The 26,999-nt window shown below is 62.2% G+C and carries 24 protein-coding genes and 1 tRNA gene; 16 read left to right on the plus strand and 9 right to left on the minus strand.

Annotation, left to right across the window (positions count from 1 at the left end):
- The first annotated feature begins 213 nt into the window (after window positions 1-213).
- Genes ACIQ2A_RS08975 through ACIQ2A_RS08985 form a run of 3 tightly spaced genes read left to right on the plus strand, consistent with a single transcriptional unit; the run spans window position 214 to window position 2,132 of the window.
- Window positions 214-603 carry a hypothetical protein gene (locus ACIQ2A_RS08975; protein WP_398478038.1) on the plus strand — a complete coding sequence of 130 codons (390 nt, stop codon included), beginning with the start codon at window positions 214-216 and terminating at the stop codon, window positions 601-603.
- Window positions 600-1,397, plus strand: a complete 798-nt coding sequence (locus ACIQ2A_RS08980; RefSeq protein ID WP_398478040.1) for an SDR family oxidoreductase — start codon at window positions 600-602, stop codon at window positions 1,395-1,397. The genes ACIQ2A_RS08975 and ACIQ2A_RS08980 overlap by 4 nt, the downstream gene beginning before the upstream one ends.
- A gap of 30 nt (window positions 1,398-1,427) precedes the next feature.
- A complete protein-coding gene (locus tag ACIQ2A_RS08985) occupies window positions 1,428-2,132 on the plus strand; it encodes a Crp/Fnr family transcriptional regulator (RefSeq protein ID WP_398478042.1) in 705 nt (234 codons plus the stop codon).
- A 64-nt stretch (window positions 2,133-2,196) separates the two neighbouring features.
- On the opposite strand, the gene ACIQ2A_RS08990 is transcribed toward ACIQ2A_RS08985, so the two are convergent.
- From ACIQ2A_RS08990 to ACIQ2A_RS09010, 5 genes are all read right to left on the minus strand, one after another.
- A complete protein-coding gene (locus ACIQ2A_RS08990; RefSeq protein WP_398478044.1) occupies window positions 2,197-2,640 on the minus strand; it encodes a pseudoazurin in 444 nt (147 codons plus the stop codon).
- A 574-nt stretch (window positions 2,641-3,214) separates the two neighbouring features.
- Window positions 3,215-3,304 (minus strand) — tRNA-Ser (locus ACIQ2A_RS08995).
- 151 nt (window positions 3,305-3,455) lie between these two features.
- Window positions 3,456-4,931: a trehalose-6-phosphate synthase gene (locus tag ACIQ2A_RS09000; RefSeq protein ID WP_398478046.1), complete on the minus strand. Its 1,476-nt coding sequence runs from the start codon at window positions 4,929-4,931 to the stop codon at window positions 3,456-3,458.
- Between the two features lie 157 nt (window positions 4,932-5,088).
- Window positions 5,089-5,913, minus strand: coding sequence for a trehalose-phosphatase (gene otsB / locus ACIQ2A_RS09005; RefSeq protein WP_398478048.1), 825 nt, complete (start codon window positions 5,911-5,913; stop codon window positions 5,089-5,091).
- 4 nt (window positions 5,914-5,917) lie between these two features.
- Entirely contained in the window at window positions 5,918-7,390 is a 1,473-nt protein-coding gene (locus ACIQ2A_RS09010; protein ID WP_398478050.1) for an MFS transporter, read from the minus strand.
- A 373-nt stretch (window positions 7,391-7,763) separates the two neighbouring features.
- Between ACIQ2A_RS09010 and ACIQ2A_RS09015 the strand changes: the two genes are divergently transcribed.
- From ACIQ2A_RS09015 to ACIQ2A_RS09030, 4 genes are all read left to right on the plus strand, one after another.
- Entirely contained in the window at window positions 7,764-9,839 is a 2,076-nt protein-coding gene (locus tag ACIQ2A_RS09015; protein ID WP_398478052.1) for a TonB-dependent receptor, read from the plus strand.
- A 127-nt stretch (window positions 9,840-9,966) separates the two neighbouring features.
- On the plus strand, window positions 9,967-10,746 hold the full coding sequence (exbB, locus tag ACIQ2A_RS09020) for a tonB-system energizer ExbB (RefSeq protein WP_398478054.1): 780 nt from the start codon (window positions 9,967-9,969) through the stop codon (window positions 10,744-10,746).
- A 5-nt stretch (window positions 10,747-10,751) separates the two neighbouring features.
- Entirely contained in the window at window positions 10,752-11,189 is a 438-nt protein-coding gene (gene exbD, locus ACIQ2A_RS09025) for a TonB system transport protein ExbD (RefSeq protein ID WP_398478056.1), read from the plus strand.
- The gene (locus tag ACIQ2A_RS09030) at window positions 11,186-12,028 is read left to right on the plus strand and encodes an energy transducer TonB (RefSeq protein ID WP_398478058.1); all 843 of its coding nucleotides are present in this window, start codon (window positions 11,186-11,188) and stop codon (window positions 12,026-12,028) included. Before exbD ends, ACIQ2A_RS09030 begins: the two co-directional genes overlap by 4 nt.
- 92 nt (window positions 12,029-12,120) lie before the next feature.
- Here ACIQ2A_RS09030 and ugpB read toward each other — a convergent pair whose 3' ends face one another.
- On the minus strand, window positions 12,121-13,446 hold the full coding sequence (gene ugpB, locus ACIQ2A_RS09035) for a sn-glycerol-3-phosphate ABC transporter substrate-binding protein UgpB (RefSeq protein WP_398478060.1): 1,326 nt from the start codon (window positions 13,444-13,446) through the stop codon (window positions 12,121-12,123).
- Window positions 13,447-13,716: 270 nt separating this feature from the next.
- Between ugpB and ACIQ2A_RS09040 the strand changes: the two genes are divergently transcribed.
- From ACIQ2A_RS09040 to ACIQ2A_RS09065, 6 genes are all read left to right on the plus strand, one after another.
- A complete protein-coding gene (locus ACIQ2A_RS09040; protein ID WP_398478138.1) occupies window positions 13,717-15,702 on the plus strand; it encodes an ATP-binding protein in 1,986 nt (661 codons plus the stop codon).
- A complete protein-coding gene (locus ACIQ2A_RS09045; RefSeq protein ID WP_398478062.1) occupies window positions 15,672-17,426 on the plus strand; it encodes a DUF3369 domain-containing protein in 1,755 nt (584 codons plus the stop codon). The genes ACIQ2A_RS09040 and ACIQ2A_RS09045 overlap by 31 nt, the downstream gene beginning before the upstream one ends.
- Window positions 17,423-18,157 (plus strand): response regulator, encoded by a 735-nt coding sequence (locus ACIQ2A_RS09050; protein WP_398478064.1) that lies wholly within the window; start codon window positions 17,423-17,425, stop codon window positions 18,155-18,157. Before ACIQ2A_RS09045 ends, ACIQ2A_RS09050 begins: the two co-directional genes overlap by 4 nt.
- Window positions 18,158-18,355: 198 nt before the next feature.
- A complete protein-coding gene (locus ACIQ2A_RS09055) occupies window positions 18,356-18,967 on the plus strand; it encodes a sigma-70 family RNA polymerase sigma factor (protein ID WP_398478066.1) in 612 nt (203 codons plus the stop codon).
- A gap of 187 nt (window positions 18,968-19,154) precedes the next feature.
- Window positions 19,155-19,757 (plus strand): L,D-transpeptidase, encoded by a 603-nt coding sequence (locus tag ACIQ2A_RS09060; protein ID WP_398478068.1) that lies wholly within the window; start codon window positions 19,155-19,157, stop codon window positions 19,755-19,757.
- A gap of 64 nt (window positions 19,758-19,821) precedes the next feature.
- A complete protein-coding gene (locus ACIQ2A_RS09065; protein ID WP_398478140.1) occupies window positions 19,822-20,862 on the plus strand; it encodes an amino acid ABC transporter substrate-binding protein in 1,041 nt (346 codons plus the stop codon).
- Window positions 20,863-20,993: 131 nt separating this feature from the next.
- On the opposite strand, the gene ACIQ2A_RS09070 is transcribed toward ACIQ2A_RS09065, so the two are convergent.
- Window positions 20,994-22,130 (minus strand): acyl-CoA dehydrogenase family protein, encoded by a 1,137-nt coding sequence (locus tag ACIQ2A_RS09070; protein ID WP_398478070.1) that lies wholly within the window; start codon window positions 22,128-22,130, stop codon window positions 20,994-20,996.
- A 154-nt stretch (window positions 22,131-22,284) separates the two neighbouring features.
- On the minus strand, window positions 22,285-23,469 hold the full coding sequence (locus ACIQ2A_RS09075; protein WP_398478072.1) for an acyl-CoA dehydrogenase family protein: 1,185 nt from the start codon (window positions 23,467-23,469) through the stop codon (window positions 22,285-22,287).
- Window positions 23,470-23,621: 152 nt separating this feature from the next.
- On the opposite strand from ACIQ2A_RS09075, the gene ACIQ2A_RS09080 reads away from it, so the two are divergent.
- Together ACIQ2A_RS09080 and ACIQ2A_RS09085 are read left to right on the plus strand one after the other, a co-directional pair.
- On the plus strand, window positions 23,622-24,173 hold the full coding sequence (locus ACIQ2A_RS09080) for a carboxymuconolactone decarboxylase family protein (RefSeq protein WP_398478074.1): 552 nt from the start codon (window positions 23,622-23,624) through the stop codon (window positions 24,171-24,173).
- Window positions 24,174-24,355: 182 nt separating this feature from the next.
- Window positions 24,356-24,853, plus strand: coding sequence for a VOC family protein (locus ACIQ2A_RS09085; RefSeq protein ID WP_398478076.1), 498 nt, complete (start codon window positions 24,356-24,358; stop codon window positions 24,851-24,853).
- A gap of 121 nt (window positions 24,854-24,974) precedes the next feature.
- Here ACIQ2A_RS09085 and ACIQ2A_RS09090 read toward each other — a convergent pair whose 3' ends face one another.
- The gene (locus ACIQ2A_RS09090; protein ID WP_398478078.1) at window positions 24,975-26,201 is read right to left on the minus strand and encodes an MFS transporter; all 1,227 of its coding nucleotides are present in this window, start codon (window positions 26,199-26,201) and stop codon (window positions 24,975-24,977) included.
- A gap of 218 nt (window positions 26,202-26,419) precedes the next feature.
- Here ACIQ2A_RS09090 and ACIQ2A_RS09095 point away from each other — a divergent pair, with 218 nt between their 5' ends.
- Window positions 26,420-26,974 (plus strand): ActR/PrrA/RegA family redox response regulator transcription factor, encoded by a 555-nt coding sequence (locus tag ACIQ2A_RS09095; RefSeq protein ID WP_398478080.1) that lies wholly within the window; start codon window positions 26,420-26,422, stop codon window positions 26,972-26,974.
- Window positions 26,975-26,999 lie beyond the last annotated feature (25 nt).

Raw genomic sequence — 26,999 nt, forward strand, 5'->3', positions numbered from 1 at the left:
TGGCAGTAAACCGTCCGGTGTCCGCCGCACGCCCAGCCTATACTCCCGCATAGCTTGTCCAGCCCTAGCGCTTGGTGCACCCAGACAGTCAGGCTTTGGTGCTGTCGTTATTCGGTTGCAGCCGGCAGACCGGAGCCCCGGGTCGGTCGCGAGGCTTAACCGGCCGACCCACCATGGCTTTTGGAACAGCGATGACCACTCTGATATATATTGATGGGGCTGAACGGTCTGCTCAATGTCGGCAACGGGATCTATATGCTCTATGACCCGGCGACCTGGTATGTCATCGTGCCGACGGTGACCGGGACCGGACCGTTCAACCAGCATTTCATCCGTGACATCGGTATCAGTCACCTGCTCGTCGGCATCGGCTATCTCTGGGGTATCGCCGCGCCGGTGCAACGCATCTGGATGTGGGGCGCCGCGACGGTATGGCTGACCTTTCACGGCATATTCCACCTTTGGGAGATAGCCGTTGGCATCTGCGGAACCGATGTCATTGCGCAGAACTGGCACGCGGTCTACCTGCCAGCCGCCGTCGGATTACTCGGCGTGATCTGGGCCTATGCGGAGCCAACAACAACTCCCGAGGCACGCGCATGATTCCTAATGCGCTCGTCATCGGCGGAAGGGGCCTGCTCGGGTCCGCCATCTGCCGTCAACTCGCCGCCCGCAACGTACCTTACGCCGCCGGGAGCCGGAGCATCTCGCCGTCGGAGATCTCCTCCAGATGGAAGCAATTTGATGCCGTGACCGGCGATGGCCTGGCCGATGCACTGACCTGCCGTTCGATGGTCTTCAACTGCGCCACTTCGCAGTCGAAGCCGACCGACGACCTCGTAGTGGTCGATCGCTTGATCGAAGCTGCCCGACGGAATCCGTTCCACATCGTGCAGGTGAGCATTGCAGGGATCGAGGCGTCTGCTCGCTATCTCGCCTACTACAGGGTAAAGTTGGAGATCGAGGAGAAGCTCGCGAAAAGCGGCGTGCCTCACACGATCGTACGGCCGACCCAATTCCACGAATTCGTCGATTTCATAATCCGCAAGCTAACGCTCGGACCATTCACCTTTGCGCCGAAAATGGTCCTGCAGCCGCTTGACGTGGATTTTGCCGCTACGCAGATCGTAACATCCACCCTCGATGGACCTCTCGATGATCGCAACATCATATGCGGCCCCGAGCGGATCGCGACCGGTTCTCTCGTCACGACCTGGATGGAGGCGAGGCACCGGCGAAGCTTCCGAATTAGCCTGCCATCGATCGGGCTACTTGCCGCATTCTCGACCATTGAATCGGTTTCCGGCGTAACTGGCGGACGTACATGGTCTCAATGGAATGCCGATGCCACCTCCGCTCAATCAAACAGCCGGAACGGATTGGCACGCGGTGCGTGAGACACAACGCACTCAAAGGAAATCGCTTCCATGCCGGTAGACGTTTCCGCAGTCTCGAATCTACCCATCTTCGCTGGTCTTGACGCAGAATCCTGCGAACGAGTCCTCTGGGAATCCCATTCAAGCCAGGTCGCGCAGGGCAAAGCGGTGTTCCAGCAGGGTGTGGAGGTTTTCTCCATCTATCTCCTGCTTCGAGGACACGTCCGCGTTTCACGAATAACCGAGTCCGGAGATCAAGTCATAGTCCGCCTCGTTTCCGGCGGCGGCATTTTCGGTGCCGCTCACGCAATGGGGGTGGCCACGCACCCGGTATCAGCGACGGCCGTGGAAGACAGCGTGGTTCTTTCTTGGCCGGCCACGGCTTGGGGCGCGCTGTCTGCACGATTCCCGCTTCTTGCCGCCAATACGCTCAAGGCCATTGGGGAAAAGCTGCAGGAAGCGCAGAACCGTGTTGTGGAGATGTCCACGGAACATGTCGATCAGCGCCTCGCCCGGACGCTGCTCCGCCTCGCGGATCGCTCCGGCTGTCGAACGGATGACGGTGTTGCGATCAACTTTCCGCTGACACGCCGGGACATCGCGGAAATGACGGGTTCAACGATCTTCACCGTCAGCCGCAGGCTCAGTAGCTGGGAGGAGCGTGGCTGGATCGACGGAAGTCGACAACGCGTGGTCCTCAAGCACCCTCAAGCCTTGCGGGCGATCGTCGCAGACGTTCGCGCTCCGAGAAGTTAACCTGCACGCCATATCCGCCGAAATGTTCGTACCGTGGCAATCGCCCAATGAACGGCATGAGGGGCTACTTGGCGGCAGCTTTTTCGAACAGTGAGGCAAAAGCAGGTTTGGCCTTGCCTGGCTGCGTGACGCGCTTCGCGTCCTCGACATTTGTCGGTGCGCCGACGACGACCAGGGCCACCATTCCCATGCCGTAGTGCGGAGCACACTTGACCCCGTAGACGCCGGGCCTGTCGAAGGTGACGGCGACATCCTGGCTCATTTTTCCAGCGAAAGGAGTGGCATCTGCGGGCATCATGCCTTTGATGGATTCTGCACTATGCCCTTTATCGCTTGCGACAAACTTCACGGTATCTCCCGCCTGGATCTTGATGAGGGCTGGCTCGAATACCATCGCAGTGCCATCGGATCCCTTGTTGAGCATCTTGACCTCGACTTCCGCCGCGTCGACGACGCCGGCCATCGAAACGAGAGCAACGGTGACTGCAAGAAACGTGATCTTGCGCATTTCAGTTCTCCTCGTCTTCCCGCAGACGCGCGGTGTGCCGGGAGACTAGGCTTTGACCGCGTAGCGGAGATTGCTCCAGCGCAATGTTGCCCTTGATCGCCGTCAATATTCGCGGCCTGGACATGCGCGGTGAAGAGCGAGACTGTTTTTTGCAAGGCAAGCAGGTGATCGTGCGCCAGGTTGCGAACGGGAAGGTCTTCGGCCTCAGGAAGGCGATCGGCTTTTCTCGATATCAGGCGACCGCGATCGCCGTCGATGGCAGCGCCGTCATGTACTGCCCGCCCCCGTTGGGCAAATCCTACCTAGCACTATGCTCCGCGCACAGTGCGACCGCCTCCTCCCAAATCGTGGCTTCGAGCAAGGACTTGATTTCGGCGGGCATGCCGAACTTGCGCTATCGCGCCGGAATGCGCCGGCGGAACCAGCAGGAGGCGCTGGGTGGGTTTATCCAGGGAAAGAGCATCTTCTTCGCAATTCGGCGCATGTTGTGGCCACCTTTGTGTACCACCGGACCGATTGTAAAAGCCTTGTTTCTAAAGAAACAATATGAATTTCAGGGCTTTAGGAGAGCTACTGGCGGAGAGAGAGGGATTCGAACCCTCGAAACGGTTTCCCGTTTACACGCGTTCCAGGCGTGCGCCTTCAACCACTCGGCCACCTCCCCAGTGCGCCTCTCATGACGGCTGCACGACCGATTTGCAAGCGCGCGCCGACACGGATCGTGCGCTTTTTCGCAATTATCTGGAAAATATGGGGATTTCGCCACCTAGGAGACCGTTCCCACCGCTAAATCTGCGCAGGAGAACGGCTAAAACTCAATGCAAACGGGACGTGGCCGCCGCCGAAGCGACCGAATGAACCGGCCAGACCACCGGGGCTGCGCCCGGCATATTGTCGTTCTGCGCGGTGTCGTTGAGTGCATGGGCATCCTGCAACGCACCGACGAAATCGCTGAACCATTCCTGGATCGTGCCGGCGCGCAGCTTGGCCATCATAGCTTCCCAGCGCATCCGGCGTTCCAGCAGCGGCATCGAAAAGGCGGTGGCGATGGTGCGGGCCATGCCGTCGATATCGTGCGGGTTCACCAGCAAGGCCGTATCGAGCTCATTGGCAGCACCGGCGAATTTCGACAGCACCAGCACGCCGGGATCGACCGGGTTCTGGGCCGCGACATATTCCTTGGCGACCAGGTTCATGCCGTCATGCAGCGGGGTCACCACGCCGACCTGGGCCGTGCGGTAGAGGCCGGCGAGCACGGTCTGGCTGAAGCCCTTGTTGAGATAGCGGATCGGCGTCCAGTCCACCTCGCCATGGCGGCCATTCACATCGCTGACCAGCTTGGCGAGCTGATTCTGCAGGTCGCCATAAGCCTCGATATTGCCGCGCGACAAAGTCGCGATCTGCAGCAGCGAGACCGAGCGCTTGAGCTGCGGCTTCGCCGTGAGCATGCGATCGAATGCTTCGATGCGATTGACGAGACCCTTCGAGTAATCGACGCGATCGACGCCGATTGCGAGCTTCTCGCCATTCAGGCTGCGACGCAGACGCGACACATCCGGATGCGACGACGATTTCGCCGCGAAGGCAGCGAACTTTGCGGGATCAATGCCGATCGGGAACACGGCGCAACGCGACGCGCCATAACGTGACTGTACGGTGCCGGCGGACACCTCGAGACCGAGATCGCCTTCGACATAAGACAGGAAATTGTCGCGATCACCGTCGGTCTGGAAGCCGATGAGATCGTAAGCCAGCATCGCTTCAACCAGTTCGCGATGATGCGGCACGCCGCCAAAGATGTCGCGGGTCGGCCATGGCGTATGCAGGAAGAAGCCAAGCGGCTGCGTCACACCAAGCGTGCGCAACTCGGCGCCAAGCGCGAGAAAATGATAATCCTGAATCCAGAACGCGGTGTCTGGCTTGCGGAATTTCAACAGCGCACGCGCGAAAAACGAGTTCACTTCGCGATAGGATTGATAATTGTCCTGCGTGGTGCGGATCAGATCGGTGCGGGAATGCAGCGCGGGCCACAGCGCCGAATTGGCGAAGCCTTCATAATAGCCTTCGTAATGGGCGGCCGGCAGATCGAGCATCGCCAATGCGCCCGCACCAAGGGCTTCAATTTCGGCGAACGGTTCTTTCTGCGCGCCTTCGCGCAAACGACCGGAGGAACCAACCCAAATCGCGCCGGACTTCTCAACCACGGGCAGCAATGCTGCAGCCAATCCTCCCGTCATCGGTTCATTGGCCGAAGCGCGGGAGACACGGTTTGAGACGACGACGAGATTCACAAGATTCCCTCCTGATGACTGGTCGAGAATAAACGTCCGTTCATCAATATGGTTCCTGGTCATCATTCGACCCGAATGAAACCAAATTCGGGCACGTGGGAATGGAACCGGACATTTTTGTGGAGTTCCGTCGCTTCATAGTGACGCGACGAAGCCCTTACGCGAGTTTTGCATCATCGATCAGAAGTCGTCCGAGCCACGCACGCACGTCGCGCGGCTCAGCGAAATGCCCTGCAACCCCTTGCGCATGTCGGCCCACGGAGAATGCCAATCCATTCATGCCGGGCATGATGGCGAATACGCTCTCGTCGGTCACATCATCACCGAGGAAAATCGGACGCCGTCCCTTGAACGGTTCATGCGTCATCAACTCGATCACGCCGGTCGCCTTGGTGAATCCCGACGGCTTGATCTCGCAGACAAACTTGCCAGGCAGCACTTCGATCGGCGCATTCGGCAGATCGGCGCGGATCGCCGACACCGCATCATAGATCGCCTTCTCCGCATGGGGCGCGAGGCGATAATGCAGCGCGAGTGAATAGCCTTTGTCCTCCAGCAGGATTCCGGGCGAGAGCTTTGCGATCGCAGCTAGCCGCCGCTTCAATTCCTTGTCCATCGGCGGCGCACCGGATGAGACGGATTCCACCTCACGCGCAAGCCGCATCTCGGCGCCATGGCCGCCGACAGCGGGGAACTGCTGCGGCGCAAAGATCAAATCGATATCGTTGACGGAGCGGCCGGACACCAGCGCCATGGCGCCATTGGTCCGCTGCAGCAGCTTGCCCATATTGGTGGCGAGATCCGGTGGCACCCAGACTTCGCGCGGCGTCGGTGCCATATCGAGCAATGTGCCGTCGATATCGAGCAGCAGCGCGCATTCAGAAAGACGCGGCAATTCGATATCGACGTGGTCGAAAATTGCCGATGCTGCGGGCGGCGCTTCATCCAAAGCGATTTCGATGATTTTCTGCGGTGAAGTCATGATGTCACTCCGTCGCGGCCAATGGCCGTGCAACTGATTCAAGCGGCTTGCGTTCCGCCGCGATGGCATAGCGCCAGCCGACGATCGCAGCTGCGATCATCAGGACAGCACCAAGGAGATAGCCGGCGAACACGCTGTTGCGCGAACCGGTATCGATGAGGACGCCAAACAACGCCGGGCCGGCAATGCCGCCGACGCCGGTGCCGATGGCGTAGAACAATGCGATCGCCAGCGCGCGAACCTCGATAGGAAAGGTTTCGCTCACCGTGAGATAAGCAGCACTGGCAGCGGGTGATGCGAAGAAGAAGATCACCATCCAGACAATCGTCTGCGTCTGCGCGCTCAGCACGCCGATGGAAAAGAGATAGCCGGAGCCGGCGAGCAGGATGCCGGACATGCCATAAGTGAAGGCGATCATGGTGCGACGACCGATCGTATCGAACAGCCGCCCGAGCAGCAGCGGCCCGAGGAAATTGCCGGCCGCGAAGGGCAGCAGATACCAGCCGACATGGCTGGACGAGATGCCGTAGAAATCTGTCAGGATCAGCGCATAGGTAAAGAAGATCGCATTGTAGAAAAATGCCTGCGCCGCCATCAGCACCAGCCCGACAATCGAGCGCTGGCGATAGGACACCAGCAGCGTCTTCGCGACTTCCGCCAGCGGCGTGTGATCACGCTGGGTCAGCTTGATCTTCGGCAGGGAGGCGATCACATCAGGTGAGGGTTTTTGATGCGCTGACGTTTCAATGTCGCGCACGATCTCTTCTGCACGCTCCGGCTGACCATGGATCATCAGCCAGCGCGGACTTTCCGGAATCCACATGCGCATCAGCAACACCACGAGGCCGATGGCAGCACCGGTGAAATAGGCGATGCGCCAGCCATAGGCTTGCGACACCACGGCGGGATCAAGCAGCACAATGGCACAGACGGCGCCCATCGCCGCGCCAAGCCAGAAGCTGCCATTGATGACGAGATCGGTCCAGCCGCGATAGCGCGCCGGTACCAGTTCCTGGATCGTTGAATTGATCGCCGTGTATTCGCCGCCGATGCCGGCACCAGTGAGAAACCGAAACAGCGCGTAGCTGGCGAGGCTCCAGGAGAATGCCGTCGCCGCAGCCGCCGAGAGATAAAGTGCCAGCGTGATGAAGAACAGTTTCTTGCGGCCGATGCGATCGGTGAGCCAGCCGAAACCGAGCGCGCCAGTCACGGCGCCAGCGAGATAGGCGCTGCTGGCGATGCCGATATCGAAATTGGAGAATTTGAGGACGGGGTCGTCCTTCAGGGCGCCGGACAACGCGCCGGCAAGCGTGACTTCAAGCCCGTCGAGAATCCAGGTGACGCCAAGCGCAATCACGACGCGGGTGTGAAAACCGCTCCAGTGCAGATTGTCGAGGCGCGAAGGAATATCGGTCTCGATCACACGCGCACCCTGCGCCGGCAGCCCGTCCGGCGCTATCGCTGGCGCGTTATTCATATCGCCCTGCTCCGAAGCATCGACACTGGGGCCCCTCGGTTCAAAGGCAAGGCGGCAACACCAAAGCGAAGATCACCCGACGCCCACAGGCACGGGTCGATTTGGTGCTGACAGAGAATTCCCACGCCGGGCTAACCGGTTGCCGCTGCGAAGGTTCCCGAAAGAAGGCCGCAGTAGCCCGCAGGACGGATAAAGCGCAGCGGAAACCCATCCTGCGATCTCGAAACGCGCGGTGATGGGTTATCGCTCCGGCGCTGCGTGCCTCCACTCAACCATCCTACCGGTTCGAGACTGGCGCTTGACAATGCCTGCGTTCCCCTCCCTTATTGCGACTAGTTCGCATTAGCATTCGCAGTAAAGACGAGGGTCCAGCGTGGGTTTGGGGAACTGGGTATCGGCGGCGGCGCTTTCCGGAGCGGCCTGCATCCTTGGGGCGAGCGCCGGCGCGCTGCGCGCGCAGGAAGCGTTGTCGGAGATCACTGTCACCGCGGAGCGCGAAAAGAAGGAGGCTGACGCCTTCCAGTCCACCACCCAACTCTCCGGCGAGGCGCTGCAGCGCGCCACCTCGTCGTCCCTCGCCGATCTGCTGGCGACCCAGCCCGGCATTGCCGCCTCGACCTTCGCGCCGGGCGCGAGCCGGCCGAATATCCGCGGCCTCGACGATTATCGCGTGCGCATTCAGGAAAACGGTGTCGGCAGCCAGGACGTCTCGGATTTCAGCCAGGACCATCAGGTGCCGGTCGATCCTCTCACCGCCGACAAAGTCGAAGTGATCCGCGGCCCGGCCACGCTGCGCTATGGCAATCAGGCGATCGGCGGCGTGGTGAATGCCGTCAACAACCGCATTCCGGAGGCGATGGTGCCGAATGGCTTTGCGGCCAAGATCAAGGGTGGCGGCTCATCGGTGGACAGCAGCGTCGATGGCGCAGCAAGCATCGATGCGTCAGGCAATAATGTCGCCATTCATGTGGATGCGTTCGCCCGCCGCGCCGGCGACTACCGCATTCCCGGCGGCGGCGTGCAGGCCAATACGCGCCAGCAATCCGAAGGCCAGGCCATCGGCGGCTCGTATATCTTCGATGGCGGCTATATCGGCACCGCGCTCCAGCACATTACCAGCCTCTACCACATCCCCGGCATCGCCGAGTCCGCGAGCCGCACGCGCATCGATCTCGAACAGACCAAGTGGACGACCAAGGGCGAATGGCGCGCGCCGAACGACAAGATCGACGCGATCCGCTTCGCCGTCGGCGTCAGCGACTACAAGCACAAGGAGCTCGGCATCGGCGGCGACGGCGTCGATGGCCTGCAAAACACCATCACCAACAAGGAGATCGAGGGCCGCATCGAGCTCGATCATGCGGCAGTCGCAACGCCATTCGGCGCGCTGACTGGTAGCTGGGGCATCCAGGCCTCTAATCGTAAGCTCGGCACATCAGGTGTGCTCGGCGGCCTGCTCGCGCCGACCAATACGGATGCCGTGGGCGGCTTTGCCTTCGAGCAGTTGCAACTGAACGATACTCTGAAGCTGCAGGCGGCCGGCCGTATCGAGACCCTCACAGTTTCCGGTATGGCCGCAACCTTCCCTGCCAATTTCCTGCCGCCGCCCGATACGTTCACCGAAACATCCGCGACGCGTAACTTCACGCCGATGAGCTTTAGCTTCGGCCTGCTGCAATCGCTGCCGTGGGACATGGTGGTGTCGCTCAATGCCAGCCGCACCCAGCGCGCACCCGCAGCACCCGAACTGTTTTCGCGCGGCTCGGACGGCGCCTCGGGCACATTCGTGATCGGCAATCCCGATCTCAAGATCGAGACGGCCGAGTCCGTCGAACTCGGCCTCAAGCGCACGGCCGGCCAGTTCCGTTTCGAGGCCAGCATCTATTACACGCGTTATCTCGACTTCATCTTCAAGCAGCTCACCGGCAATTTCTGCACCGATGTGTTTGCCAGCTGCGGCGCAGCAGGGCCGCTGATGCAGGTCGCCTATGGCCAGCGCGATGCGAATTTCCGCGGCGCTGAATTCATGGCGCAGCTCGACGTCGCCCCCATCCATGACGGCATGTTCGGCCTCGACGGCCAGTTCGACGTGGTGCGCGCCACTTTCGCCGATGGCAGCAGCGTACCGCGCATCGCGCCGATGCGGGTCGGCGGCGGCGTCTGGTGGCGCAGTGCGGAATGGTATGCACGGCTCGGCCTGCTGCATGCCTTCACCCAGAACGACATCGCCGAGTATGAGACACCGACCAATGGCTATAATCTTTTGAAGGCCGAAGTGAGCTACACGCACACCTTCACGAAAATCGACGGCGGCATGCGCGACATCACTTTTGGTGTGGTCGGCGACAATCTGCTCGACGAGCGCATCCGCAACCACATATCGTTCAAGAAGGCCGAGGTGTTGCAGCCCGGCCTTGGCGTGCGACTGTTCACGACCTTGCGATTCTAACCGCCATGACCTTGGAATCGCTCCAGTTTAGATCACAACACGCCGCCACGGTGGCGACATCGCCGGTGTCGGGGGATATGGTCCGCCGCACTTTGCACTTGGCCACGATCCACGGAATGCAGCTTCGATGACCGGCTCCCGCTCCACGCTCCTTCTCGCCGCCGCAGCACTCGCCACGCTCACCGTTACACCCGCCTTCGCCGCCGGCGCCGAGGGACTGCTGCCGGCCAATCTGTCGCCCTGGGGCATGTTCCAGAATGCCGACATCGTGGTGAAAACCGTGATGGTCGGCCTCGCTTGCGCCTCGCTAGCGACCTGGACGGTGTGGCTCGCCAAGACCATCGAATTGCGCCGCGAAACCAATCTCGCGCATAGCCGGCTCGAAATGCTGGAGAGCGACACCTCGCTGCGCCAGGTCGAACGCGACAGCGCCGACGCCCGCGATGCCGTCGCGCAACTGATCCACACCGCCGTGCGCGAGACCGAGCTTTCGCACGGCATTTTCGACGACGGATTCAAGGAGCGCATTGCGTTGCGGCTCGAGCGCGTCGAAGGCGCGATGGCGCGGCGCATTGCGCGCGGCACCGGCATCGTCGCCACCATCGGCTCGACCTCGCCCTTTATCGGCCTGTTCGGCACGGTCTGGGGCATCATGAATGCGTTCATCGGCATCGCCGAGACCAAGACCACCAATCTCGCGGTCGTTGCTCCCGGCATCGCCGAGGCGCTGCTGGCCACGGCACTCGGCCTCGTCGCCGCGATCCCGGCCGTCATGATCTACAATGCGCTGGTGCGCAGCATCACCGGCTATCGCGCGCTGTTGGGCGATGCATCGGCACAGGTCATGCTGCTGATCAGCCGCGACCATAGCCGCCGCGGCATGCCGCTGGCGCGGGCAGCAGAGTAAGAGCAATGGGCTCCAGGTTAGGCAGCCGTATCGGCGCGGGCGACGATCTCGAAGTCAATCACGAGATCAATGTCACGCCATTCATCGACGTGATGCTGGTACTGCTGATCATCTTCATGGTCGCAGCGCCGCTGGCCACCGTTGACATGGGCGTCGATCTGCCCGCCTCGACCGCCGAACCGCAACCACGACCGGACAAGCCGGTCTTCGTCACCGTGAAGCCGGACATGACGCTGGGTATCGGCGAGGACGTGGTGCCGCGCGAGGGACTGGGCGAGGCGCTTGGCACGGCGACCAGGAACAACAAGGACGAACGCATCTTCGTGCGCGCCGACAAGGCCGTCAGCTATGGCGACCTGATGGAAGTGATGAACATGCTGCGCAATGCCGGCTATCTGAAGATCGCTTTGGTCGGCCTCGACGGACGTGCCGCGCTGCAATGAACGCCTTCGCGCTCCATCACCCCGGCGACAAAGCCGCCTGGCGCTGGACAGGCTCGGCGCTGGCGATCATCGCCATTCACGCCGGCCTGATCGCGGCGGGCATCGCGTTCTATCAGAACCACGCACCGCCGGGCGTTGCCGAAACCACCGTGATGATCGATCTATCGCCCGTCTCGGCCGCGCCGGAAGCGCAGGTGCAGGACGTGGCACCCGGCCCGCAGATGCAGGAGGCCGAGGCGCCGTCCGCGCTGCCGGAGCCGCAGGCGCAGCAACAGGTCGAAGAACAGATTCCGCCGACACCTCTGATGGAGAAGGCCGAGGTTCAAGCCCCGCCGGAGCAGAAGGTCGAACCGACGCCGCCACCGCCGGAGCCCGCCAAGGTCGCGCCCGAACCACCGAAGCCGATCCCGGTGAAGCCGAAGCCCATCCAGGCCGAGGTGAAGAAGAAGCCGGTCGAGAGCAAACCGGCGCCGCGCACCACCGCACCGCAGCGCGCCGAAAACACCGCACCGACGACGTCGGCCGCCATGGCCGGCGCCTCACGCGCCGCCATCGTGAGCTACAATCAGCTCGTTCAGTCCCATGTGCAGCGCTACAAGCAGTATCCGTCCGGCGCGCGCAACGGACAGAGCGGCAAGGTCCGCACCATGGTGGCGTTCACGCTGAGCCGTTCCGGCAGCGTTTTGTCGGTGCGTGCGATCGGCTCATCGGGCAATCCGGCCTTCGATGCCGAGACCGTGGCAACGGTGCGTCGCGCACAGCCATTTCCGCCCTTCCCCGCCGAGATGGCCATGTCGAGCCAGTCGTTCACGCTGCCGCTGTCGTATGATTTGCGGTGAAGCTGTAGGGCGGATGAGCGCAGCGTCATCCGCCGTTCTTCGCCACACTCACTCGGCCGGCGGATGACGCCTTCGGCTCATCCGCCCTACGATTACTGCGCCGGGTTGGCCCGCTCGAACTGCCGCAGCAATTTATTGCCGCGCTCCACCGCTGCATCGAGCGCCTGCTGTGCCGGCTTCCTGCCCGCGAACGCCGCTTCCAGCTCATCCTCGATGGCATCGCGGATCAGCGTGAAAGAGCCGAGCCGCAAGCCCGTCGAATTCTCCGTCGGCGATTTGAGCGTGATCTGCTCGATGGATTTTTCCGTGCCGGGATTGCGCTGATAGAAGCCCTGCGACTTTGTCAGCTCATAGGCTGCGCGCGTGCTCGGCAGATAGCCCGTGTTCTGATGCCATGCCGCCTGGATGTCCGGTTGTGACAGGAAGGCGAAGAACTTTGCGACGCCCTTGTATTCGTCACGCGGGCGATCACGCAGCACCCACAACGTGGCGCCGCCGATCATCGAATTCTGCGGCGCACCGGCCACATCCGACCAGTAAGGCAGCATGCCATAGCCGACGTCGAACTTTGCATTCTTGAGAATGTCAGCGCGTGTGCCGGACGAGCCCAGAAATATTCCGCATTCACTCTTCTGGAAGCGTGGCTCCGCGGCCGTCGCGCGGCCGCCATAGTCGAACAGCTTTGTCTTCTGCCATTCCGCCAGCTGCGCGATATGGCGCACCATGGTCGGATTGTTGATGGTCAGCACCGCATCGAGGCCGCCGAGACCGTTGGACTTGGTCGCCATCGGAATATTGTGAAACGCCGAAAAGTTCTCGACATTGATCCAGGACGGCCATGACGTGGTGAAGCCGCAAGGGGTGCCCGCCGAGCGCAGCCGCTTGGCCATGCTGGCCAGCTCCGGCCATGTCTTCGGCGGCTGCTCGGGATCAAGGCCGGCCGCGCGGAACAGATCCTTGTTATAGTACAGGATCGGCGTCGAGGCATTGAACGGGAACGACAGCATGTTGCCCGCCGTATCCGTGTAATAGCCTGTGATCGCCGGCAGATAAGCCGATGGTGTGAAGTTCTCCGCCTGGTCGCGCATCAGCTCATAGACCGGATAGGTCGCGCCCTTGGCCGCCATCATGGTCGCCGTGGCGATCTCGTTGACCTGCACGATGGCCGGCTGACTTCGCGAGCGGAAGGCGAAGATCGCCGACGTCACCGTCTCCGTATAGTTGCCCTTGTAGACAGGAACGATGCGGAAACCGGTCTGGGTGGCGTTGAAGTCGGCCGCCAGCTTCTCGACCTGCCGGCCCAGCTCGCCGGACATGGCATGCCACCACTGCACCTCGATGGCCGCCCGCGCCGGCGCGATCGCCGGCAGCATGGCCGCGAGCAGCGCAAAACATCCCAGCGCGAGTTTTCGCATCATGAAAATGACATGTCCGACAAGGTTTTAACGGGCCGCTGCGTACGGCCAAGGGCGAATTAAGCATCAACCCGCCACCCTGTGTTAAATTCCGATGCCTTTCGGTTCAATCGCAAGTATAGCTGCAAGAGCTTAGACTTAGTTTGTCCGCCAGATGAACCTTTCCCGAAGCCAGATGACACACTCGTGGTGACAAGCCAAAGTGAAGTATCCGAAGGTCAGGAAGGGCTGGCGGCTCAGGGCCGGACCGGCATCGTCGGGCTTGTGCGCGCGATTCCGATCCGCTGGCGCATTCTCTCCATTGCAGCACTGAATTCGGCCGTTGTCCTCGTCCTGGCCGGCCTGATCTGGAGTGGCTCCCGCGTTCTGTCCTCAGCCTGGGAAGATGTGCGTCAGGTGCGCCAGTCCGACCAGGTGCTGGCGCTCTTGGAAAGCGAGACCGGCCGGCTGCAGAACCTGATCCATCGCTACATCAACCAGCCGAGCCCCGAACTCTTCGCCGAGATCCTGCTGCTGCGCGAAGCCGTGCTGGGCACGCTGAACACCCGCGCCTCCACCGACCCGATGATTTCGGGATCGGTCGAGGAACTCGAGCGTGTGACGGAACGCTTCCTCTCAGGCTTCGGCGAGCTGCGCGCGCTGCAGACCACCATCGCCAAGACTTATGAGGACCAGGTGCTCGGCCCGGCCAAGGACATGGCGGGTCTCTATTCCATCATCGAAGGGGCCACCGGCCAGCGCGATGCCCTGATCTGGCCGGCGCTCGGGAAGTCACGCGAAGCCTTTACGGCCATGCTGGTGGCGGCGAATTCCTACTATCTCTCGCTGGCCTCGGCCGCCGCCGAAGAAGCCCGCCGCAATGCCGAGACGATCGAACGCACCATTCCGGTGATGACCGATCTCTCCGACAATGACCTGCAGCGCATCGCCCTGCAGCGGCTACGGGGCCGCGCCATCGCCTTGCGCGAAGGCCTCGCCAAATTGTCGGAGCAATTGTCCAGCCGCACCGATCTGCTGCGCAACTCCATCGATGCCAGCCAGGCCGAAACCATCGCCGCCATCGATGGCCTGTCGGTGAAGATGCGCCAGCGCGAGCAGGCTGCGCAAACGACCTTCGCCCGTACGCTGGCCGCGATCTCCCGCAATGTGATGGTGATTGCAGGCGCTTTCCTCGGCATCATCCTCACTGCCGGCATCATTATTACGCTCAGCATCCGCCTGCCGCTGCGCCAGATCATGACCTCGATGCGGGCCATCACCTCCGGTGATCTCGATCGCAAGGTGCAGGGCACGACCGCTACCGACGAAATCGCCGCAATGGCGCGCGCCGTCGAGGTGTTCCGCCAGAATGCCATCGCCAAGCGCGACGCCGAAATCGAACTGCGCGCCGCCAAGGAAAGGGCCGAGAGCGCGCTGGTCGAACTCAACACCGCCCAGCAGAACCTGATCGATGCCGAACGCCTCGCCGCCCTTGGCGGCCTCGTCGCCGGCGTCGCCCATGAGGTCAACAATCCGATCGGTATCAGCCTCACGGTGGCCTCGAGCTTCGCCCGTCGCGCCGAGATGTTCGATGCCGAACTGCGCTCGAAGTCCCCGCTCAAGCGCTCGCAGCTGGAGGATTTCGTCAGGACATCGCAGGATGCTGCGCAGCAACTCGTCGCCAACCTGCATCGCGCGGGCGACCTCATCCAGTCGTTCAAGCAGGTCGCCGTGGACCGCTCCCATGCCGAGCGCCGTCAGTTCAGCCTCTCCGAGGCTACCGACCAGATCATCGCCAGCCTGCGGCCGGTATTGAAGAAGGCGCCGATCAGCATCACGGTGGATGTACCGGACGGCCTGCTGGTGGACGGCTATCCCGGCTCCTATGGCCAGATCCTGACCAATCTGTTCCTCAATGCCGCCAACCACGCTTTCCCGGAAGGGCATCCCGGCGCGATTTCAATCACCGCCAAGGCGCGCGGCAGCGATGACATCGAGATCAGTTTCTCGGACAATGGCGTCGGCATGAGCCCTGACGTACAACGGCAGGCATTCGATCCATTTTTTACGACGCGCCGCAACGACGGCGGCACAGGCCTCGGCCTGCATATCGTTTACAATCTGGTCACCCAGCAACTGGGCGGCCGCATGATGCTGGAATCCCGTTTGGGGCAAGGCACGACATTTCGAATTATCATGCCGCGTAGCGCCACCGGTGCCGCCGGCTCATTTGACGGGACGACGCAGCAATGGCCGACCAGGACGATGTCCTCTACCTGATCGAAGACGACGGCGAGGTACTCGAAGAGTCCTATGCCCGCAAATGGAAGATCGCCGTCATCGACGACGATCAGGCGGTGCATGAAGGCACGCGCTTCGCGCTCAGCGACTATGCGCTGAACGGCCAGTCGCTGGAAATTCTCTCGGCTTACTCCGCGGCCGAGGGCCGTGAGCTGATGCGCCAGCATCCCGACATCGCCGCGGTGCTGCTCGATGTCATCATGGAAACCGACGATGCCGGTCTCGCCCTCGTCGAATTCATCCGCAACGAGCTGCATAACGAGACCGTCCGCATCATCCTGCGCACCGGCCAGCCCGGCCAGGCACCCGAGCGCCGCGTGATCGTCGACTACGACATCAATGACTACAAGGCGAAGACTGAACTCACCGCCGACAAGCTGTTCACCTCGCTGACCGCGGCGCTCCGTTCCTATCAGCAGCTCGAACGCATGGTGCAGACCCGGCGCGGCCTCGAGATCATTCTGGATGCCGCATCGACGCTGTACGATTTCCGCTCGATGCAGCGGCTGGCTGAAGGCGTGCTGACCCAGATCGCCTCGCTGCTCAATGTGGATTGTGCGGGCATCCTGGTGCTGCGCGATGGCGGCAGCGGCCAGGAAGACTTTGCCGTGCTCGCGGGCTCCGGCTGCTACAGCCGTTTCACCGGCTGCCCGAAACCGGATCTGCTCGACAAGGATCTGCGGCAGATGGTGGAAGACGCCTTCCGCCGCCGCAAACATGATTTCGACGATCACCGTACCGTACTTTACATCCGCACCGGTTCTGGCCGCGAAGTGGTGGTGCTGCTGCAGGCCGAGCGCGAACTCTCCGAGACCGACCGCTCGCTGGTGGAGCTGTTCGGCAGCCGCCTCTCCATCGCCTTCGACAATGTGATCCTGTATCAGCAGCTCCAGGTGGCCAATACGCAGCTTGAGGATCGCGTCACCCAGCGCACCCGCGCGCTGATGCAGGCCAATCGCCGGCTCTCAGCACAGTGGCTGCGGCTGCAGCGCGCCAATGGCTTCAAGAATGAAATTCTCGGCACCGTCGCCCATGACCTGAAAAACCCGCTCGGCGTCATTCTCGGCCGCACCGAGATGCTGACCGAGCTGATCGCCGCAGGCTCGGCGAAGGAAGGCGTCGTCGCCCAGATCGATCACATTCGCGATGCCACCAAGCGCCTGACTTCGATGGTCGATCACCTGATCTCCGACGCCATGGCCGATGCCTTCGACATCACCATCCGCCGCGAGCCCGTCGATCTCTCGGCATTGGTCACCGAAGTGACCGAGGCCAATCGTCCCTCGGCCGTCAACAAGCAGCAGCAGCTCACGGTGTCATCGCCCGGCCATTCCGATCTCACAATGTGTGATGCCGATCGCATGCGCGAGGCCATCGATAATCTCGTCAGCAACGCGATCAAATATTCGCCCATCGGCGGCAAGATCGATATTCTCGTCGATGGCGATGCCGATCATGTCCGCATCAGCGTCAGCGATGAGGGCGCAGGCCTGTCGCCGGAAGATCTCGACCGCCTGTTCGGTCGCTTCCAGCGGCTGTCCGCCAAACCCACCGGCGGCGAGAGTTCGACCGGTCTCGGCCTCTCCATCGTCAAGCGCATCGTCGACATGCATGGCGGCGAGGTCACCGCCGACAGCGCCGGCCCCGGCCAGGGCGCGACATTCTCCATCCTGCTGCCGGCCACCATCGAGGCCCAGTCATGAGCACGAGCCCGCATATCATCGTCGTCGATGACGAAGCACCCGCCCGCGAGATGGTCGGCGATTATCTGAAGATGCACGGCTTCACCGTGACGCTCTGCGACGGCGGCAAAAGCCTGCGCGGCGAGATCGAAACCAAGGTGCCCGATCTCGTGGTGCTCGACCTCAACATGCCCGAGGAAGACGGCCTCTCGATCATCCGCGATCTCAAGAGCCGCATCAATGTGCCGGTGATCATGCTCACCGCCACCGCGAGCCCGATCGACCGCGTGGTGGGCCTTGAACTCGGTGCCGACGACTACATCGCAAAGCCCTGCGAGTTGCGCGAGCTGATGGCACGCATCCGCTCGGTGCTGCGCCGGAGCGGGCCGGCCAAGGCGGCGGCAGAGGCCGCACCGGCAAAGAACAGCAAGGACCATCTCGTCCGCTTCGGCACCAAATGGCTTGATCTCGAAGCCCAGGCGCTGCGCGACGAGGAAGGCAACGAACATCCGCTCACGGCGTCCGAATTCGGCCTGCTGAAGGTGTTCGCCGCCAATCCGAAGCGCGTGCTGTCGCGCGAGCGGCTGCTGGAGCTCGCCAATGCCCGCGACGCAGAAGCGTTCGACCGTGCCGTGGACCTCCGCATCATGCGCATCCGTCGCAAGATCGAGCCCGACCCGACAAAGCCCGCCGTGATCCGTACAATCCGCGGTGGCGGCTATTTGTTCTCGCCCGCCGGCGAGAAGGCTTAATCCGCCGTCCGAAATGCTATCTCATTAGAAACATTCGATTTTCATGCCCGAATGTTTCGTCTCCCCGGCCCCGACGAAACAATTCTTCCCTACCACGAAACCATTTTCCGCTTTTCAAGCCGCCGTCCTGAAACCGGCAAACCTTAACAACTGGATCCAACGAAACGCCCATCACCGACGTTTCACCGGGAGCCAGTCATGCAGAACGTCATCGCACTCAACGCCGCAGGCCGTCAGGGCATCATCACCGCTCGGGCCACCACGGATGAGATGCTGCTGGAACGCATCGCCGAGGGCGATCGCTCCGCGATGCACACGCTCTATGCCCGTCACAATGTCCGGGTCTATCGCTTCGTATTGCGCATGCTGCGCGACGTCACCGCGACCGAAGATCTGGTCAGCCAGGTGTTCCTCGACGTGTGGCGCACCGCCAGCCAGTTCGAGGGCCGCTCGCAGGTCTCCACCTGGCTTCTGTCGATTGCGCGCTTCAAGGCGCTCACCGCGCTGCGCCAGCGCCGATATGAAGACATCGACCAGGACGAGGTGATGGACGTCGCCGACAGCGCCGACACGCCGGAAGCCTCCCTGGATCGCAGCCGCACCAGCGAAATCCTGCGCGCCTGCGTGGCCAAGCTCTCGCCGGCACATCGCGAGATCGTCAATCTCGTCTACTATCACGAGAAGTCGGTGGAAGAAGTCGCCGGAATCGTCGGCATCCCCGCCTCCACCGTGAAGACGCGCATGTTCTATGCCCGCAAGCAGCTCGCCGATCTCCTGCGCAATGCCGGCATCGACAGCATTGCGGCGTAATCCAGCTTTTCCTCCCAACCTCCAAGCCTCCACCCGGACAGGATGCCTCCTGCTCCGGGTTTTTTGTTTGCCCGCGCTTTTAATCAAATCGTCACTCCCGCAAACGACCATGCCGGCAATTCACGGGTTCACGTGCTTGTGCCGCGATGCTATGCAGAGCCGAACCGTCAAATCGGGAGATGCCGGGATGATCGACCTCCGCCGCCTGCTCGGGCTCGCAGTCATTGCTGCAACCGGACTGACATTGTCGATCACGCATGCTAGCGCGCAGATGCAGCGCCCCGATGTCGGCGACGAGCCGGGCCTGATCGCCGACGACTCCATCGAATTGCCGCCGGAATTCCAGAAGCAGATGGTGCTGTACCGTACCACTGAGCCACCCGGCACCATCATCATCTCCACCAATGAGCGCTATCTGTATCTCGTGCAGGGCAACGGCCGCGCCATGCGCTACGGCATTGGTGTCGGCCGCGATGGTTTCCAGTGGCAGGGCCTCGTGAAAATCTCGCGCAAGGCGGAATGGCCGGACTGGACCCCGCCCGCGGAAATGATCCAGCGCCAGCCTTATCTGCCGCGCTTCATGGCTGGCGGCCCCGGCAATCCCATGGGCGCCCGCGCGCTCTATCTCGGCGCCACCGTCTATCGCATCCACGGCACCAACCGGCCCGACACGATCGGCACCGCCGTCTCCTCCGGCTGCTTCCGTCTCGTCAATGCCGATGTCAGCGATCTCTATGAGCGCGTGCCTGTCGGCACCAAGGTCGTGATCCGGCAGAAGCCGGAAATCTGAGCGCTGCCGCTCATCCTTTGCATCACATTCTGCCAGACAATCAGGGGGCTGACCGCTCATGGCGATGAAACGCACTTTCGTGACCGGCCTGGCCATCGGCCTCGCGGTCGCCACAGCCGTGGCTGCCGCCGCGATCACCTATGAACGCTACGACACTAAGACGCTGAAACGCACCGTCAAGCGCGACGCCGTGCTGTGCGGCGTCAATCAGAGCTTGCCCGGCTTCTCCGCGCCGGATGCGCAAGGCAACTGGACCGGCTTCGACGTCGACTTCTGCCGCGCGGTGGCCGCCGCCATCTTCGATGATCCGAAGAAAGTGAAATTTGTCGGCCTCGACGCCAATGAGCGCTTCAAGGAGCTGCAGAGCCGCAAGATTGACATCCTCGCGCGCAACACCACCTGGAGCATGTCGCGCGAAAGCAATCTGGCACTCTATTTCCCCGCCGTTTCTTACTATGACGGCCAGAGCTTCATGATCCCGAAGTCGCGCAATATCGACTCGGCGCTGGAGCTCGATGGCAGCAAGGTCTGTGTCCAGGACAACACCACGACGGTGCTGAATGCGCAGGACTACTTCCGCGCCAACAACATCAAGTACACCGAAGTGAAATTCCCGAAGCTGGAGGACGTGCTCAAGGCCTATAATTCCGGCCAGTGCGACACCTTCACCGCCGATGCGTCCCAGCTCTACGCGCTGCGCCTGACGCTGGCGAAGCCGGATGATCATGTGATCCTGCCTGATGTCATCTCGAAGGAGCCGCTGGCCCCCGTCGTCCGCCAACGCGACGACGACTGGATGATGATCGTGAAATGGACGCTCTATGCGATGATCAATGCCGAGGAGCTCGGCATCACCTCGAAGAATATCGACGAAGCGCTGAAGTCGAAGAAGCCCGACGTGATGCGCCTGGTAGGCACCGAGGGCGCCTATGGCGAGGATCTCGGCCTCTCGAAGGACTGGGCCGCCCGCATCATCCGCCATGTCGGCAATTACGGCGAAGTCTATGAGCGCAATGTCGGCGACGGCTCGAAGCTCAAGATTCCGAGGGGATTGAACCAGACGTGGAGCAATGGCGGCATCCAATACGCGCCGCCGATCCGCTAACCACCGCCACTGTCATCGCCCGGCTTGACCGGGCGATCCAGTAGACACTCACATCAGCAATAGCACCGCGGCGTCGGCGTTTACTGGATCACCCGCTTTCGCGGGTGATGACAGACCGAGGATGCTGCCCCTCAATACTTCTTCATCTTCGCCAATTGATCAGAGTGATAATTGCTGTCCCCCAGCAATTCCTGGCACACCCGCGCGCGCTTCATGAACAGGCCGACATCGAACTGGTCGGTCATGCCCATGCCGCCATGCATCTGCACGCCCTCCTGCACCGCCAGCGTCGCCGTCGTACCGGCCTTGGCTTTCGCCACAGCAACGGCCGCCGCCGCATTTGGCGCATCCGCATCGAGCAATTGCAGCGCCTTCATCGCCGCCGCCCGCGTCACCTCGATCTCCGTATAGAGATGCGCCGCGCGATGCTGCAGCGCCTGGAATTCGCCAATCAGCTTGCCGAACTGCTTGCGCTCCTTGAGATAGGTCACCGTGCGGCCGAACACCTCGTCCGACAGACCCACCATTTCAGCTGCGACTGCACCACGACCGATATTCAGCACACGATCGAGCAGCGCACCGCCCTGATCGACCTCGCCCAGCACGCTGTCCGCATCAACGGCCACATTGTCGAACACGATCCGCGCCGCATTATGCGCGTCCACCATAACTGTGCGTTCGATTGCGATGCCCTTCGCCTTGGGATCGATGGCGAACAGTGTCAGCCCCTCGCGCTCGCCGGCACTGCCACCGCTGCGCGCCGCGACGATCAGGAGATCGGCGGTATGGCCGTCGATCACAAACGCCTTGTCGCCGTTGAGCTTGAAGCCATTGCCGGAACGCTCGGCCTTTAGCGCGATGTTCAGCGGACGATGCTTGTTGCCTTCATCCACGGCCAGCGCCGCGAGCAGCGCGCCCTCCGCGATCTTCGGCAGATACGCCGCCTGCTGCGCCTCGCTGCCGCTACGGAGCGCGGTGACCGCTAGCACCGACGTGGCGAAGAACGGCGACGGCATCAGCGTGCGCCCGATCTCCTCCATGATGACACCGGCCTCGACAGCCCCGAGCCCGCTGCCGCCGTGGGCTTCCGGCACCAGCAGGCCGGCAAAGCCCATCTCGGCAAAGGTTTTCCAATGCGCGCGGGAGAAGCCGGTTTCGTCCTTGCTGTCGCGCAGCTGCCGGAAATGGGCGATCGGCGCCTTGTCACCGATGAAGCCGCGGGCGCTGTCGCGAAGCATGGTCTGTTCGTCGTTGAGGAGGAGAGGCATGGGATGATCCGATGTTGAATGGGTTATCTCGGTCCCCTCATGGTGAGGAGGCGCGCAACGCCGTCTCGAACCATGAGGATGCGGAGCTCCGTCGCCATCCTTCGAGACGCGGCCTGCGGCCGCTCCTCAGGATGAGGGCGGAGTGGGAGGCAGCTCATGCCCCTGGCAAATCCAGAATGCGCTTGGCGACAATCCCCAGCATGACTTCACTGGTGCCACCCTCGATGGAATTCGCCTTTGTCCGCAGCCAGGCGCGCGGCTTGGCACCCTCATGCGACCGCTCGCTCTCCCATTCCAGCGCGCCGCTGCCGCCGGCCGACATCAGGATTTCGTGGCGGCGCTTGTTGAGCTCGGTGCCGTAATATTTCATCGCCGACGAAAACGCGGGATGGCCCTGCCCCGCCTTGGCGAGATCCACCGCGCGCTCGGCCGCACAGGACAGCGCCGCTTCATCCACCTCGAATGTCGCGATCTGCCCGCGCAGCATCGCATCGTCGAGCCTGCCTTCGCCATCCACACCGACCGTATCCGCGGCGACCTGGCCGAGCGGACGGCCGACGCCGCGCTCGCCCATGCCTGAGATCATCGCCCGCTCGTGCTGCAGCAGATACTTTGCGACATCCCAGCCGCGATTGACGGTGCCGACCACATGCGACTTCGGCACGCGCACATTGTCGAAGAAGGTCTCGCAGAACGGCGACCTGCCGGAGATCAGCAGGATCGGCTTGGTCGAGACGCCCGTGGACGCCATGTCGAACAGGATGAAGCTGATGCCGTCATGCTTCTTGGCAGCACCATCGGTGCGCACCAGACAGAAGATCCAGTCGGCGTAATTCGCGTAAGATGTCCAGATCTTCGAGCCGTTGATCACATAGTGATCGCCGTCGCTCTCGGCGCGCGTCTGCAGCGAGGCGAGATCGGAGCCCGCATTGGGCTCGGAATAGCCCTGGCACCAGCGGATCAGGCCCGCCGCGATCTTCGGCAGATGCTCCTGCTTCAGCTCGTCATTGCCATATTTCAACAGCGCCGGCCCGAGCATCCAGATGCCAAAACTCGACAGCGGTGGCCGCGCGCCAATCCTTGCCATCTCCTCCCGCAACACTTTCGCCTCGGCGCCATCGAGGCCGCCGCCGCCATATTGCTTCGGCCAGTCCGGCACGGTCCAGCCCTTGTCGCGCATGCGCTCGAACCAGAGGCGCTGCGGCTCCGATGCAAATTTGGTGTTGCGGCCGCCCCAGAACACATCCTCGTCGGCCGTGACGGGCTTGCGCATCTCCGGCGGGCAGTTCGCTTCCAGCCAGGCGCGGGTATCGCTGCGGAATTGATCGAGATCCGGCATCGGGTGTTTCCTGTTGTTTGTGCGCAAGCGTGGGGCGCCCGCATTGTTGTTGGCGCGAAGCTTACCCGCCAGACCGTGGAATTCAATGGCTTGTGGTGGCTTGCGAAGAACCGTTAGTTTCGTTGCCAACAAGACCAAGACGAGGAAACGCGATGCGCCTGAAACTTCTTTCGCCTGGCGAAATGTCCGCCGACCAGAAGGCGATCTATGACGAATCTATCGCCAGCAAGCGCGGCAAGCCGCCGGAGCCGATGATGGCGTGGCTCGCCAGCCCGGAAATGGCGCGCCACGCCACGCGCCTCGGCGCGTTTCTGCGCTACGATACGTCACTGTCGGATGCCCATGCCGAACTGGCGATCCTGGTCACCGCGCGCCACTGGACGGCGCATTTCGAATGGTATGCCCACAAGCGGTTTGCGCTGAATGCCGGGCTCGATCCGGCCGTCATCGAAGACATCAAGAACCGCCGTACGCCGACATTCGGCGAGACGAGGGAGCGCGTGATCTACGATGTCGCGAAATCGCTGCATGAGGCGCAGGGACTGTCGAAGCCGCTTTACGATGAAGCCAATGAGGTGCTCGGCGCCAAGGCGCTGGCGGAGATCATCGGGTTGTGCGGCTATTACACGATGGTGTCGATGACGCTGAACACGTATGAGTTCGGCTTGCCGGATGGGCAGGTATCGGAGCTTGCCTCTTCGTAGGATGGGTTGAACGAAGCGAAACCCATCATCGCATGCGCCAAGCCCTGATGGGTATCGCTGACGCTCAACCCATCCTACGTTCGCGCTATTCCCGGAAACGATGGGTTTCGCGAAGACGCCCTACCCATCCACCGATTCGGTGCCTAGCTCTTTGTGAGCATCACATCACTTAGGAGCCTCTCATGCCCGCCACCAACCCGCCGATCCCCGCCGGCACCAGGATCGGGCATGTGCATCTCAAGGTCGCCGATCTCGATCGCGCGCTCGGCTTCTATCGCGATGTGCTCGGCTTCCAGGTCAAGCAGCGTTATGGCGACCAGGCCGTGTTCATCGCTGCCGGCGACTATCACCATCACATCGGCCTCAACACCTGGGAAAGCAAAGGCGGGCAGCCACCGGCGCCCGGCACCACCGGCCTGTTCCACACCGCCATCCTGTATCCGACCCGCCCGGCGCTCGCCGATGCACTGCACCGCGTGCTCGAAGCCGGCATCCAGCTCGACGGCGCCAGCGATCACGGTGTCAGTCAGGCGCTGTATCTGCGTGACCCCGACCAGAACGGCGTGGAGCTGTATTGGGACCGCCCGGAAAACGAATGGCCGCGCGATGCCAATGGCGGGATTGCGATGTTCACGAAGCGGCTGGATGTGGAGGATTTGTTGAAGGCAAGGGAGGCATAACAACACTCCCCCTCATCCTGAGGAGCGCGCCCTCGCGCGCGTCTCGAAGGATGGCCGCAAACTCCGGAGCGCCACAATCTCATGGTTCGAGACGGCGCTTCGCGCCTCCTCACCATGAGGATCAGAGTTTCACGGCCCGCCCCCGCACCATGATCATGACAGCCGCCATCATCTGCAGCGCCATGCAGCTATAGAACGGCACGCTATAGCTCCCCGAAATATCGCGCAGCCAGCCGACGATGCCCGGCCCGAAAGCGTAGGTCACCTGCGTCACCGACGTAATCAAGCTCACCAGCACACCGAATGAGCGCGGATCGAATTCGCGCTGCACGATCAGCGCCGGCAGTGTGATCAGGTTTCCCACCGAGAAGCCGAACAGCGCGCAGGCCAAGAAGATCAGCGCGTCGTTGTGGAAATTGATGACGATCACCAGCGCCACGCCCTGACTGACAAACGAGAATGCCGCTGCCATCCGCTGATTGAGCCGGTCGATCACCGTCGAGAACAGCACACGGCCGACCACCGCCATCACGGTCATCAGCGATATCGCGGCTGCTGCGCGCTCACGGCCGATCACCGGATCGAGAAACGAGATCAGGTGAACGATGAAGCCGACTTGCGCGAACAGCCCGAGCGCGAACGCGACGGCGACCGTGAGGAAGGCGACATCGCGCATCGCCTGCGCGCGAATGCGCGTCGATGACGGCGCATCCGCTGCTGCGACATTGCCGATGGTCGTGCGATGCGGTGGGTGACCGACGAACAAGATGATGACCGGCACCAGCAGCAACAGCATTGCACCAACCGCCGCCATCGTTGCGCCGGCAAAGCCGAACGCATTGCTCGCGGCCACCAGCAGCGGCACCCCGACGATGCCGCCAAAGCTCGCGCCATTGAGCGCGAGGCTGATGGCCATGCCGCGCTTCTTGTCGAACCACATGCCGAGCGTGTTGGTGATGGCGCCGAGACTGGTGCCGGCCCAACCGAAAGCGAGCAGCACATTCACCGCGTAGAGTTGCCATGGCGCCGTGATCTGGCCCAGCAGGAGGGTCGCGACGCCGAGCATACCGACACCCGCGAGCAGTGTATTGCGCGGCCCGAGCGCGCGCATCGCCTCGCTCACAAAGGCGACCAGCAACGCGCCGACGAGATAAAAAAAGGTGGTGGCCGTGGCGATGGTCGAGGCAGGCCAGCCGTGGACCCGCTGGAGTTCCGCGAGATAGACACTCTGTCCGTAGAAGCCGAGCGCCCATCCGAAAGTCGCAAGAACGAAGCAGACACCGACGATCCGCCAGCCTTCGTAACGAATCGAAGTCTCGTCACTCTTCCCCTGTGAAGTCGCGTCCATTCCGGATCTGCTTTCTTGATATTTCCCCGATGCATGCTGCTCTGCGACATCACGCCGCGCAGATTTAGCATCGTTCCAGGCGTTCACCACCCGTTTTCCCGCGAAAAAGCCTGCGTTTTTTAACTTCGCTTGCAAGCTATCCAAATGTTCACGTTCTTGGCAGATGAAGTCTGCGACGCCATATGCTAGGGAAGATTGCAGATGGAGGATTTGAAACCGTGAACGCTCTTGCCGAAGTGACCGAACAGACCGACCGCTCGCTCCTGATCGTTGAGGACGACAAGCCGTTTCTGGAACGCCTGTCACGCGCGATGGAGACCCGCGGTTTTACCGTCACCTCCTGCGATACCGTCTCTGATGGCCTTGCTCACATCGGCAAGTCGGCGCCGGCTTTCGCCGTGGTCGATCTTCGCCTCGGCGATGGCAACGGCCTCGATGTCGTCTCCGCATTGAAGCAGCAGCGCCCGGACGCCCGCGCCATCGTGCTCACCGGCTATGGCAACATCGCCACCGCCGTCACCGCGGTGAAGATGGGCGCCGTCGATTATCTGTCGAAGCCGGCCGATGCCGACGACGTGGTCAATGCACTGCTCGCGATCGATAGCGACAAGTCGGAATTGCCGAACAATCCGATGTCGGCGGACCGCGTGCGCTGGGAGCACATCCAGCGCATCTATGAGATGTGCAACCGCAACGTCTCGGAAACCGCGCGCCGCCTCAACATGCATCGCCGCACCCTGCAGCGCATCCTCGCGAAACGCGCGCCGAGGTAAGAGAGCTACACACTCCCCCTCATCC

Source organism: Tardiphaga sp. (assembly GCF_044336785.1).
Lineage (GTDB): Bacteria > Pseudomonadota > Alphaproteobacteria > Rhizobiales > Xanthobacteraceae > Tardiphaga.